Annotated in this window: 11 protein-coding genes; 5 read left to right on the top strand and 6 right to left on the bottom strand. The window is 52.5% G+C overall.

The window, feature by feature from the left end; genetic code table 11:
- Nucleotides 1-180: 180 nt before the first annotated feature.
- A complete protein-coding gene (locus tag H6F57_RS26965; RefSeq protein ID WP_190632303.1) occupies nt 181-1,350 on the bottom strand; it encodes a relaxase/mobilization nuclease domain-containing protein in 1,170 nt (389 codons plus the stop codon).
- A gap of 1,049 nt (nt 1,351-2,399) precedes the next feature.
- Between H6F57_RS26965 and H6F57_RS26970 the strand changes: the two genes are divergently transcribed.
- The 5 genes from H6F57_RS26970 (at nt 2,400) to H6F57_RS26990 (ending at nt 4,940) form a co-directional block, all read left to right on the top strand.
- Nucleotides 2,400-2,921, top strand: a complete 522-nt coding sequence (locus H6F57_RS26970; RefSeq protein WP_190632302.1) for a hypothetical protein — start codon at nt 2,400-2,402, stop codon at nt 2,919-2,921.
- 32 nt (nt 2,922-2,953) lie between these two features.
- A complete protein-coding gene (locus H6F57_RS26975; protein WP_190632300.1) occupies nt 2,954-3,259 on the top strand; it encodes a hypothetical protein in 306 nt (101 codons plus the stop codon).
- Nucleotides 3,260-3,267: 8 nt separating this feature from the next.
- Complete coding sequence (locus H6F57_RS26980) at nt 3,268-3,741, top strand: hypothetical protein (protein ID WP_190632298.1); 474 nt, start codon at nt 3,268-3,270, stop codon at nt 3,739-3,741.
- On the top strand, nt 3,742-4,404 hold the full coding sequence (locus tag H6F57_RS26985; protein WP_190632296.1) for a hypothetical protein: 663 nt from the start codon (nt 3,742-3,744) through the stop codon (nt 4,402-4,404).
- A gap of 152 nt (nt 4,405-4,556) precedes the next feature.
- Nucleotides 4,557-4,940 (top strand): AbrB family transcriptional regulator, encoded by a 384-nt coding sequence (locus tag H6F57_RS26990; RefSeq protein WP_190632294.1) that lies wholly within the window; start codon nt 4,557-4,559, stop codon nt 4,938-4,940.
- Nucleotides 4,941-5,037: 97 nt separating this feature from the next.
- Here the strand turns inward: H6F57_RS26990 and H6F57_RS26995 are convergent, their stop codons facing one another.
- The 5 genes from H6F57_RS26995 to H6F57_RS27015 all read right to left on the bottom strand — a co-directional run bounded on the left by H6F57_RS26995 (nt 5,038) and on the right by H6F57_RS27015 (nt 11,191).
- A complete protein-coding gene (locus H6F57_RS26995) occupies nt 5,038-6,945 on the bottom strand; it encodes a protelomerase family protein (RefSeq protein ID WP_190632292.1) in 1,908 nt (635 codons plus the stop codon).
- 245 nt (nt 6,946-7,190) lie between these two features.
- Entirely contained in the window at nt 7,191-7,562 is a 372-nt protein-coding gene (locus H6F57_RS27000; protein ID WP_190632290.1) for a hypothetical protein, read from the bottom strand.
- On the bottom strand, nt 7,552-7,746 hold the full coding sequence (locus tag H6F57_RS27005) for a hypothetical protein (protein ID WP_190632288.1): 195 nt from the start codon (nt 7,744-7,746) through the stop codon (nt 7,552-7,554). The genes H6F57_RS27000 and H6F57_RS27005 overlap by 11 nt, the downstream gene beginning before the upstream one ends.
- Nucleotides 7,743-7,997 (bottom strand): helix-turn-helix domain-containing protein, encoded by a 255-nt coding sequence (locus tag H6F57_RS27010; protein WP_190632286.1) that lies wholly within the window; start codon nt 7,995-7,997, stop codon nt 7,743-7,745. Before H6F57_RS27010 ends, H6F57_RS27005 begins: the two co-directional genes overlap by 4 nt.
- A gap of 2,528 nt (nt 7,998-10,525) precedes the next feature.
- A complete protein-coding gene (locus H6F57_RS27015) occupies nt 10,526-11,191 on the bottom strand; it encodes a hypothetical protein (RefSeq protein ID WP_190632285.1) in 666 nt (221 codons plus the stop codon).
- Between the last annotated feature and the right edge of the window lie 542 nt (nt 11,192-11,733).

Raw genomic sequence — 11,733 nt, forward strand, 5'->3', positions numbered from 1 at the left:
TGTCGGGTAAACGGCTCATGCTCAATGCCCTGATGCGTCGCGCTACCCTTACCACGGTAGAACCGTGACAGGTCAACAAGCTCTACTTAAGATTCTCTTTAGAAATTAGCTCTAAGTGCTATGGCCAAAGCCTCGGATTGGGAAAGCTCGGCAGCGCACTGCCAGCCATTGAAGCTTTAGCTAAAGCTCAATATCTAGGGCTTTTCGAGTTGACTGAAATACAGGGTCACTCTGGTCTTGGGTCAGTTGATGAGCGATGGCTTGGCAGTACTCCAACGCCGCATAGTGGCCCTGGTCGTGGCGAAGGGCTTGCGCCGTTGGCCCCTGCCGAAGGATACCCACAACGGAGAAAGTGGATTCTCCTTCTGAGGCAGCCAGCCGGGCAACGTCGGCATCTAGTTGTCTCCCCTGGGGCTCATCAGAGCCACCTTGGATCGCTGTGGCATAATGGGCGTAGCGTTCCTTCCAGAGCAGCTGAAGCGCCTCATAATCGGTGAGATGTTGCTGACACTGGGCCTGATTCATCGCCATTAATTGAGTCAGCACGGCATCTTGGTCAGGACGATACTCAACCTGTCGGTGCTTCTGAAGACCATTGATAGAGTAAGCAGGCCCTAGGCGGCGACCGGCAAACGAATGGCCATCAACAGCATAGGAAATACCGATAAAGGCAGGCCCATCCCCAGGCTCTGAAGCTTTGCGCAGGTGAACCTCAATCCCGCTAGCTTTGAGCCGGGTCACTAGCAGAGCCAAGGTGGGTTTGTCATTTGTAGCATAGTTAATCTCATCCCAGAGCGTCTCTTTAGGCAACGTTTCGCCCGTGCGTTCTTTGCGCCGATATTCGCCAGTGGTGAGGTTATGGCGCTGGCTTGGTGGAGCAGCAGAGAGGGGCGTGAGGCCCATATCGTGCTCTAGCTGTCGAGCCAGATTTTGCAGTTTGAGTTTGCTAAAGCTGTCCTTGACCCAAGCACCTTCTACATCAATGGTGGTGGTGGCAATGTGCCAATGCTGTACTCCATTGGCAGCCTCCTTGTCGTGATGCTGGGTGACAAAGAAAGGACACTCCCCGTAGCCCATGCTGTCTAAAATTCTCAAGGAGATGTCGGCCATCTGAGTTGAAGCAACGTGTTCCCCTGGTGAGAGGCTGACTGCTAAGTGGGCCATGGTGTGTTTCACCTGGCGATGTCGAGGGCGAGAGGTAACCCAGTTAAATTCACGAGCCAAACCGTCTGGATTACTCCATGCCATATTGGTGGCAATGATTGGGTTAGCGCTACTGATCTTAGCCGGGTCAAGTAGATAAGAACAAAGCCCGTGGGCGTTGCTGCCCTTAACTATCTTGATGAACATGATCGCCCTCGCCCTCAGGAGCTGGTGTGATTAAGGTGCGCTGTGTCTCTAAGATTGACTGGCGCAGGTCTCTCAGGTCTTGGAGTAGAGAGGGGGGCGCTACTGTGGCATACCGTCTCCCGAGGTGATCCAATAGTTTGTTCCATTGGCTGAGGTGGGCATAGATATCTCGATGGGTAACCGTAGCCGGAGGCGGACGTAGGCCGAGGTCTCGGAGGAAAGTGGCCGGGTGTATTGGTTTAGCCGCTCGCCTGATGGCTCTGGCCTCAGCCCCAGAGCCATCAGGCGATACGGGTATTGCGCGAGGTGGTCATGATTGATTCAGGGAATGCTTAATAATTTTTTGCCCCGAAAGATCGATTTGCGATATGGGGGAGATATTCGAAGGCCACTATCCAAGGTGAGTTTAGAGGAGTGGCCCCAGGGTGTGAGCAGGAAGAATATAGGAAAACTTTTCTGTTGTGGTTGCCAGTATAAAGAATGGCAATGTGTTTGTGTAGCCACAACTTGCTCTAAAAAACTCCTTTTCAAAAAAGTCGACGGAAAAGTCTAAAAGAGTTTATGAAGCCAGGCTAGGGAAGTCGATCAGGGTAGTCCAAACAAGTCTATGAAAGTCGAATAGCACAGTCTAAAGGATTCTATATGGTAAGTCTAACGGAGTTTATGGAATCAGTCTATAAGGTCGATTAGGGCAGTCTAAAGAAACCTAATGAAACAAGTGTAGGAAAGTCGATAGCGCAGTCTAAAGGAGTTTATGGGGTAAGTCAGAAGAAGTCCATGGAAAGAGTCTAGGAAAGTCAATTAGAGCAGTCCCAAGGAGTCTATGGGGTCACTCAAGGGAAGTCAATCAGGGCAGTCTAAAGGAGTCTATGTGGTAAGTCGAAAAGAATTTATAGAGCCAGTCTAGGCAAGTCAATCAGGGCAGTCGAAAGGAGTCTATGGGTAAGTTCAAAGAAGTCTATGGAGCCAGTCTAGGGAGGTCGGTTAGGGTGGTCCAAAGGAGTCTATAGGAGTCGACGAAAGAAGTTTAGAAGAATTGGGTTGTTTTTATGACTACAGAAGAGTCTCTTGGAGATAGAATCAGCAAACATTTTTTTGCAAACTTGCCGCAAGAATCAAGAGTCGAAAATGTTGAAACTGAGGACATGACGGTCTATGACGTTGTCAAGTCATGTTTTAAGCAGATCACTCTGTTTAGGAAGACAGAGAAGGACTGGGCTGTTGCTGCGCCTCATTTGATGAGTTCTTTTGAAGCTGTTACCAGTCAGAAGATCTCAATCAGTTCATACACTTTGAGGAGTTACTACTACGCAATTAAGGCTAAATCTGGTGGCAAGAAAAATAAAAATAGCAAGAGCAAAAAAAGGAGAAAGCCTAGTGTGGCCAAGTCATCGCCTGTAGTTAAATCTGTTGTTGTAGTTGAAGCTGAAGCGATTGAGCTAGAGGCTGCTGCTGATATTCCAAAAGATACCGTTTCTGTTACCCGTAAAAGCAGAAAAAAAGCGGCTGCTGAAGAAGGAGGATTTCAGGTGCCACGGCGACCCGGCTTCATACCGCCTGTCCACTTGTAGATAGTTAACCTGTTGTTTAGAGGGCTTATTCTATGTCAAATAGAACGGTCAATATTATCAATGGTGCGAAAGGTGGAACGGGTAAAACCCTGTTTGCCCGGTTGCTCTATGCGACCTTAGATCAAACCGATGCGAAAGTAGTAGGTATCGACTCCGACCAGGAAAACCCAGAGTTTTCATCGTTTCACGCTGATCCAGAACGCTTTGCAGTGCCGACAGTGGATTGCCTCTCGCTAGATGGCGGCAAAAAACTGGTAACGCTGCTGTCAGGGGAGGTGAATTCCTCAGTGGCCAGTCGGCTGCCAGCACTAGCCCGTCGCTGCCCCGCTGACGTGTGATTTTGGACATGCCCGCCGCCTCAAGCACCCGATTGCGCGAGCAAATTGATGTCTTCGATCTCATTCCAGCTTGCGGAGAGATGGGGTATGGGGTGACGTTCATCAGCGTGATCAGCGCTAGCTACGCGCCGATAGAGTCGATTAGTCGAATGCTAGACTTCTGCGGCGATACGGTTCGCTGGGTGGTTGTTAAGAACCAGTATTTTGCCACTGAAGGCCTGAAAGACTCATTTTCGTTATGGGATGAGTCGAAAGAACGAAAGCGCGTCAAGAAGTATGGGGGAGTCGAGATTGAGTTGCCACGACTAGCCGATACAACCTTTAAGGCCATACAAGCCAGCTACACCCCCTTCACGGCCCTTGACAGCCTGCCCTTAGGTGACAAATTGTTGGCGCGGTCGTTTGTTCGGCGTGGTAGTGCTCAGATAGAGACAGCCGGACAGTTGCTCGATCTACCGGTACCTGTAGCGGGAGCGGCGTAAATGGGAGCGCCAAGCGTTGAGGATATTGCCAGTATTGAAACCGTTCTGCATGAACTGCTGCTGCGGATGGAAGCCCTAGAGCGAGTTCATCAGCGGGACGTTGCCCACATTCGTGTGAGTTTGGATCAATGGCAGGAGATCACCCAGAGCCTATCGCGGCTGTTGGAGGTGCGCACTCAAGAGACATCCGAGGTGAGCAGCGGCTACAGGACACTCGGAGAACACTTGGTCAGATTCAGTCAATACTTGGTGTCATCAGAAGTGATGTTGAAGCGGGCGGAAGGGCCCTTCACGACCTTAGCGACATTGCTGCCCAACTTGATATCGGAGATGGAGAAACTCGGGAGCCAGGTGCACCCGGTGAACGATCCGCAGATCACAACCGAGGTCAAGGCAGAATTGCAGGCGCTGCATCGGTCGATTCAGTGCAGCTCCAGCCCAAGAAGCGGAAGCGGAACGTCGATTTGGACTGAACTCGCGCAATGGAGAGCGGCAGTGGTGTGGTTGTTGATGGGTACAGCGGTGATGGGAGTGCTTCAGTACCTGATTTTCCGAGGCAGCGGGTTTCAGACAGCCCTTACCGACGTCCGCGCCAGTGGCGGAACGGTGGATCGCCGTCTGGAGCGAATCGAAATTTGGCTGGGGATCGTAGAGGATGATTAGAGCAACGCGCCATCCCAGCCATAGAGGATGAGAGCCTCTGACTTTTTATTGAAGTTATTAGATAAAGTAGGAAAGAAATTTTAACAGCCTCTGGAATTATTTCCTGTGGATTGTTTAGGATTTTGACCTGTATTTTTTGGGCGTTCTAAATTATGGCAGTAAAAGAAAGAGAAGCACTGACAGGCAAAGCGCTTCTGGCCAAGGTTAAAGAGAATGATGGACTGAGCAAGCGAGAACTAGCTAGGGAATGTGGGTATTACACCGTCAGCAAAGATGGGCAGACCCGTGTCGCTCTAGCCGAGTTCTATGATGCGTTACTGGCGGCCAAGGGCATTCAGCTTGAACCCCAAAAGAGTGCAGATGTCCGGGGCCGAGAAGCATCTTATACTCTAACTGTCCACAAGAATGGACAGATTGTGATTGGTGCGGCCTATACCCAAGAGATAGGGCTGAAAACTGGTGATGAGTTCAAAATTAAGCTGGGCTATAAGCACATTCACTTGGTTAAAGTGGATGATGAAGGCAATGGAAGATAAAGCCTGATTTGATAGCCATTCCAATAAAGCCTTTGTCTCAGCAATGAGTTTCTGGTTTCAAAGGGCAACTCACCTTGAATCGTGAGTTGCCTTTATTTTAGCTGCGTGGATTATAGAGTCCTTCCTGTTGTAGCTTTTCCGACGCGAATTTAAGGAAAGGCTCGGTTCTGCCCTTGTTATGGGTTTTAAGGGAGTCATCACCAAGGGATTTGTTGAACGCCTCAATTTCCTCATTGAGGTCAGTGGTAATGGCTTTAATAGCGGCAGCATGAACCCCCACTGCCTTGAGTAACGCCCCCGAGAACTTGACCGTCGCATCGGGATGCTCCTGAGCCCACAGTTGGGCGATCTCAAGCAGCCGCACCCCGCGCTGATAGGGCTTCGTGTTTTGCGCCTTGTCGTGGCCGCCATTGTCCTCCTCCTCCTCCTCAGCCCGAGCCGGTCTAGACGTAGCTGGTGGCTCAGCCCCCTCTCCGTCGAGTACCTCCTCCTCAAGGTCAAAATCGAATGCAAAGAACCGTTGAGCTGCCTGGAGCTGATTGGGGTCAGCGGCGATCGCCTTCAACTCATCGAGCATCGCCACCAGTCGCGCATGTTCAACCTTCAACGCCTTGAGTTCTGAATCATCGCCCAGTCCCCCGCCACCTAAGCGAGCCAGATGATCAATCGTCGCCGCCTGAGCCGAGATAGTGTGAGCCTGAGTCGAGATCGTCGCCGCCTGAGATGAGATCGTCGCCCAAACCGGATCACCCTCCTTCGACGTCATCGTTTTTGCGGGAAGAGAATCAGCCACGATCAGTGCTCCTTGGTTTTCTGTAGGGGATTGTTCAACCGGTGCATCCCGCTCATCTGGGGGCAATGGAATCGGGCCACTCGCGGCCAGTTTGACCCCCCGAGCTGTGAGCGGCTTTCCCTTGCGAATCAGATAATACTGGTAGTAATGGCCCGTCACCGCCGCATTGCCGATGGTCGTGTCATCGAGCAGCACATGGCCGAGGAGATGCTGAGCCAGCCGCTGCTCCGCCATATTGGCCGGGCAAAAGAAATGGAGTGCGATCGGCACATAGACCGCGCGGCAGCGATGGATGGAGATATTGGTAAACCCTTGAGGCGTCGGCAGCACCTCACCGAGCACCTTGATGACCCGGCGATTCACCCGAGCGTTGAGCGCCTCCATTCTGGGGTCATCGGAGGCGACCCCAGCCAGGTCATGAATGTCAGCCGTAGCCCTGAGCTTTTCAACCGCCAGTAAGACATCCTGGGCAGGCACCAAGGTCAGCAAATCGTAGGCAGGCTTCGCCGCCTTCTGCTGCCCGGTAAAGCGCAGCAAGTAGGGATGCCCCTGGGGAATTAGTTGAGCCATCTCCCCCACCTGGGGTTGGAGCTGCCCAAGGCTGACGACCTCAGTGTGCCGTCGTCCGGTCACGGCAGCGATCGCAATGATCAAGTCGATGGGGTCATTGGAGGCCAACAGGAGATTGATTTTGCCCATATAGGCATCGAGATCGACGGGTTGGCGATCGTCCTGACGAGCATTGGCATTTTGGGTGGTAGCGGCTCTGAGTTGGGCCTGCACCTCAATCGGGTACGTAAATCCGTCTAGGGCATGGTGTCGCGCCTCAGAACCGCTGCTGGGCTCCCCCGGCAGCGGATTGCGCTTCGCCCACCGCCGAGAGTACGAGTTTTTGCCATTGAGGGTAATACGCCCCGCCTCAATCGCGGCCTTAATGGCTTTCGTGTAGCGCGGGAAATAGACCGAATTGATACTGCTAGGGGGATAGGCCCTCTCCAATAGCACCTGCTCCGCTGCACAGAGCCGATCGATTGCCGCCTTGGTGTCAATGCCAAGGGCATTCATCTCCACCAGCTTGGCCACCAAGATAGCGATCAACTCCTCCAGTTCTTTCTTGGTGAGTTTGGTGCGATCGCCCTTTTCGATGCGCTGTTCCATCGCGGCGACGATTTCGGTGCGGGTCGTGTCGAAGGTTTGAGATAGAGCGGCCATGGCTATGGACGGTTGAACAGTAACAGCATCGTCTACACCGTTCAATTATAGCAGTCAATAAATTTATAGCGGTATAAAAAATTCTATATCATTCTTCTAACCTCGGAAGGGTTTTCGTTGGGTGAGGAATAGGCTCAGCCCCGACTGGAGCAGGTCAGGGCCTATTGATGCACAAAGCCCCCCAGGGCCAGCGGTGTCCATGGTGGGGCTTTTCTGGGGATGTGGTCGTCTATTGCTTGATCGCGCTATCGGGCCACCCCCGCCAGGGACTCAGCGGTGATGGGGGCACCGCGTTGCAGCTCCTGCCATTGGGCCTCAATGGGCTGGTAGCTGCACACACAAATCACAATTGTCATGTCGGTGTCGGGGCTGTTGAATTGCTGCACCTCAGCCACGACCCAGTCCCCATCCTTGCCATGAGTAACGCCGTTGCCGGGGTCTGCCAGGTTGGCATAATCCCGAGCGCGATCGCCCACCTGGGGAATCTGCTCTGACCAGTTCCATTCCTCAGCCAGAATGGCCGTCAGTCCACCGTTAGGCGAAAGGTGGCGATCCTCCCAACCTGGGGCGCTACTGGAATCTGCTTTGTAGATGATCCACGTTTCGTTAGTCGCCATAGCGGGTGTCCTCAAAGCTGGTTTGTTCACCATAAAACACGCAATCGACCTTGAGTATAGGGTCTTTGTTCCGCCTCACATTTTTTAACTCCCACCCATTTCGCCGGCCCATCTCACGGCACTGGGCCGGGTCAGTGGCCGCATGGATGTTCTCCTGGGTGCGATCGCTCTGCGGATTGCTCATGCGCCCGACTCCCTCTCTTCGAGGAGGTCAACGCCTCGCACTGTTCCCCCAAGTTCAGACAACTTCGTAAGTGCCGCCGCAATCTGGTCCAGGCGATCGCCGTTGATTTTGGGCATTGTCTCAGCCGTGCGCAGTGCCGACACAGCATTGGTGCTAATGCCCAGCTCATCAGCCAGCGCCTTACCCGATACCCGATGCCGGGCCATTAACTCATTCAGCCGCCACATTGTCGGCATCAAACCCGCGCTCATAGGACAACTCCATCAAGGTACAGGGTAAGCGTAGCCCATATCAATCAAAGTTGTGCTTGTAAATATAGATATCAAACTTAGATAAATACAGTATTATAGTGATTGCAACTACGCTTAAAGAGACTGCCGCTCCCACATCCAGCCCTACCTTGGCCCCTGCCCCCTAGTCAGTGATGTCGGTGAGGTTGCTCATTGGGTGTATCGACGCAGATATAGCCGTCTAAAGTGCTGTTGGGTGCTTTCGGTCAACGAGTGACATGGGAAGCGGTGTTAGCGATATCAACGTAGCGATCGCAGGGGATAAGGCTACCGAGCCACCACCAGTTCATCCCACCGAGTTGTGAACCGCTGCGATCACATCTCCGTCCGCAACCTCCACTCTTGCTACAACTCTTCTGCGGCCCAGCGCACCGTCCCGGCCCCAAACAAGCTGCCCTAAGCGATCGCCCCTCGCTCAAGTCCATCAGCATCATTCCCTCCTTGTGATAGGTATACCTAGCCGATATAGCCGCTCAGTGGCCCCCCACGTCGCCCGAACCGCGCAGCTCTCAGGGGTTGATTTTAGTCAGTTGATTTTAGTCATAGGTCTTGTCGACTTTTTAATTTCCAAGACAACGTCCGGTGGGGCTGCGCTATCGGACGTTTTGCTGTGAAGAGAAAGACCGCATTACTCCTCTAATAGTTTTCTCCCATGAGGACTACAACGCCTGCGCCAACAACAATCGGCAGGTCAGTTAATAGCTGCGTAAATAATGCAAAATGCTCTAGATTCTGAAGGCAGAAGCTAGGGCATTTGTTAATAGGATTTAAACGAAATCTTGAAGTGAAATATTTCGTTTACGACACTTAACCGCTGTTATGAGGGAATTCCTCAAAAGAGTAACGCTGTTCAGAGATGCTTCAATACGGCCGTACAGAAATGTTTAGCCTTTGGGTATCTATTGCAGTGCTCTCTAAGCTTAAGTGGAGAAACTATCAACAGCTAAGAAGAGTGCCGCCGATTTTGACAGAGTAAAATCAGACGTTAACGAGATAAAAATCTCTTGTTTAACGGGGACTGAACTCTTTGAAAATGAGGGAAGTTTTCTTCGCCTATTGTTATTAGAATACTCCTGCTGCCAGAGGATTTATGCAGTTGATACCAAAGTTTGTCTTTCGGTTAATGACCACTCTCTTTCAATGGTGGATGAACTGATGTAGCAACACTGGGGCATCCGGGCACTCTACAGGCAACGGTCTGAGGTGCAGCAGGGAAGGCAAGCCGCCGATTACGCCACCTACGGTTCGGCCATTGCGGATATTGGGGACGATTCTCCTTCGGAGAGGCTTCGCCAACGCTGCCGGTGCTGTTGTGATCGGGGTCGATCCTGGTGGTCGAGGGTGATCACCGTTACCAGCTTTGGGACAGGAGGCGTCTGGTGCGCCACGCTGGAGCCTGACGGCACCACCACCATGCTCTTTGGTCACGAAAACTGCGGTTACTGATGAAACTTGACGGCTGCGATCGCTCACCCAGCCGAGCATGAAGAGCTGCTAGTGGTTGGAGGCTTGCGATCGCGAGAGGCAAGGGAGTGATAATAGTAGCCATCTGGAGGTGGGGCCGCAAGAGCCAGCAACCGCCCCCTCTTAAATCTGTGCGCCGTTCTCGGTCGCGATCGCAAGCCCCCCATACTCCCCGAGAAGCCCCCAACCAGCTTTGGCCCAACCCGTGAAAAAGAATAAATAATAGAGATATAAATGTATAGCAGTCACAGCCTAAAGTTTTAGGGAATTCCTGTCGCGTGCCACGATAAATGACCGCGTTTTTCTAAAAGCCTTGATTCATGAGGCTTTTGAGGATGGTCATGACCGCATCGCGGTAGCCGATTCACGTTAAATGGCCGTTATAGGAGCCATTTAACGTGGCACCAGATAAAGACAATTAGACGTGAGCTTAACCTTGGTGAGATAACGGAAGCGGTGTTGCCGACATCAACGGCGCGATGGTCAAAGACCGGCCCAAGGGGCCATCGCAGCACTTTGCTTGTTTTCCATGCGGCACGAGAGATGGTCGAGGAGTGCAGATTCGAGCCCTAGCTCTGGAATCTGCACTTGGAGAGCCAGGTGGCCCCCCCTTGGTTGCGCACCTGCTGAAGCACCGCATTGTACTGGCCTAAGGAGCTGGAATACCTCCCGGTTTCCCAACAGACATTCAGCTTTGATTTCCATCGCGGCCCAAAGACTTCCTTAGCCTGCTTCAGTGCGACGTATTGGTGGTCATTCGCTTCAAACGTGGTGTTGCTCATAGTGGTTTTGGAAGTGTGATAGGTCGAGGGAGACGCGATCGTGCAGGTTCCTGGGGCAATACCAGCCCCAGGGGCCAGGTGTTTAGGAGAGTTGAGCGAGAAGGTCAGCGGGGAGGAAGGGAGCCAGAGCTGAGCGGATATCGTTGTTGCGCATGTGTTTCTTGTGACCTCTGGAGTGCCGCCATTGGATACGGGCGAGGGAAGCGAGGGCGCGGAGTTTGTTAGTCAAGGTTCCGGTGCCGTTCATGACGGCCTGCACCTGGTCAGGGTGGATGGCGTCAACGGAATCGAGGGCGATTCTCCAGTGGAGAGGCTTCGCCAACGCATAGTCGAGGGAAGCAACGACGCGATCGGGCGCAGGGTCGCTGGGGGAGACTTGGGGCAATGCATTGGCCTGGGGCAGGGTAGCGCCGCCATCGAGGGGGGTAGAGCGCGGTCAATGCGTAGAGCCAGAGCGTTGGCTTCGACCGCCCATTCCGCCTCGTAGAATCGACGAGTGGCCCTGCCCGCTTGGAGGGTATAGAGACAGACGAGGAAAGCCAGCCAGCCAGCGACTTGGAGCAGGATTGAGAGAGTGCGGTAGATGTCGAGGGTGCGATCGCAGCGCAAGGCCTGCCAGGTATAGCGAGTGGCAGTGACCAGAATGGTAGCAGCGGTGGCGTAGGGAGCTAGCAGGGGGGGGACGAGTGCTTGGGTGGAGGTGTTCATGGGGGATTGTCTCAATGTGTGGGGTGGGGAGCCCTCATGGCGCTGAGAGCAGACGGTGGGGGAAAAGCCGTGAACAGTTTCGGCAGGGGGTTGGAGGGGCTGCTGGTGGTGGCTGAGGTATTGCACATCTCTGGGGTCTAGCCTAGGGCGAGGTGCCGCTTTACCTCGGATTGGGGGGTGGCGAGGTAAAGCGGTGGACATGGGGTGTTTCTCCCATCCTGTTGACTGCTATATAATAATCTAACTGCAATAAAAATGCAATAGCAGTCAGAACAAAGTTTAGCGAGATGCGTTGCAATCTAGAATCCTTGCAAGGCGAAGCTTTGGCGCAATACAATACAGTCTCTGTTCTATGCCATGTTCCGCCAAGCAGTAAGATATAGGTAGAGACAATGCAGGGGGCGATTGCGCTTTTTGAGGGCTGAAAGCATTGAAAACTCGTGGAAACTGATTGGTATAAATTTTTATGCTTCTATTGTAAGCAGAGTCATATAGATATAATAGGGGTCAAAAGCATCGGAGTTTTTTATAGTAGTCGGGGATCGCTGGGGATCGGTGCGAGGGACAAAATAGATAAAAGCCTTTATTCATAAGGGTTTCAGGGTTTTAGAGAGGATGCGATCGCATAATGGGGATCGCAGTAAAGGGTATAAAGATATAAATAATAAAGATATAAAAATGGTTTATAGGGTATAGCGCTTGTGGCCTAAAGTTTTTTGGATATCCAAAAAACTTTAGGCCAC

The sequence above is a fragment of the Leptolyngbya sp. FACHB-60 genome, assembly GCF_014695775.1.
Classification (GTDB): Bacteria; Cyanobacteriota; Cyanobacteriia; order Phormidesmidales; family Phormidesmidaceae; genus Nodosilinea.

Bases quoted from the DNA above. Each gene is read 5' to 3' on its own strand.
- H6F57_RS26990 (WP_190632294.1), top strand. From the start codon at position 4,557: ATGGCAGTAAAAGAAAGAGAAGCACTGACAGGCAAAGCGCTTCTGGCC.
- H6F57_RS27010 (WP_190632286.1), bottom strand. From the start codon at position 7,997: ATGAGCGCGGGTTTGATGCCGACAATGTGGCGGCTGAATGAGTTAATG.
- H6F57_RS26980 (WP_190632298.1), top strand. From the start codon at position 3,268: ATGCCCGCCGCCTCAAGCACCCGATTGCGCGAGCAAATTGATGTCTTC.
- H6F57_RS26970 (WP_190632302.1), top strand. From the start codon at position 2,400: ATGACTACAGAAGAGTCTCTTGGAGATAGAATCAGCAAACATTTTTTT.
- H6F57_RS27015 (WP_190632285.1), bottom strand. From the start codon at position 11,191: ATGTCCACCGCTTTACCTCGCCACCCCCCAATCCGAGGTAAAGCGGCA.
- H6F57_RS26985 (WP_190632296.1), top strand. From the start codon at position 3,742: ATGGGAGCGCCAAGCGTTGAGGATATTGCCAGTATTGAAACCGTTCTG.
- H6F57_RS26975 (WP_190632300.1), top strand. From the start codon at position 2,954: ATGTCAAATAGAACGGTCAATATTATCAATGGTGCGAAAGGTGGAACG.
- H6F57_RS27000 (WP_190632290.1), bottom strand. From the start codon at position 7,562: ATGGCGACTAACGAAACGTGGATCATCTACAAAGCAGATTCCAGTAGC.
- H6F57_RS26995 (WP_190632292.1), bottom strand. From the start codon at position 6,945: ATGGCCGCTCTATCTCAAACCTTCGACACGACCCGCACCGAAATCGTC.
- H6F57_RS27005 (WP_190632288.1), bottom strand. From the start codon at position 7,746: ATGAGCAATCCGCAGAGCGATCGCACCCAGGAGAACATCCATGCGGCC.
- H6F57_RS26965 (WP_190632303.1), bottom strand. From the start codon at position 1,350: ATGTTCATCAAGATAGTTAAGGGCAGCAACGCCCACGGGCTTTGTTCT.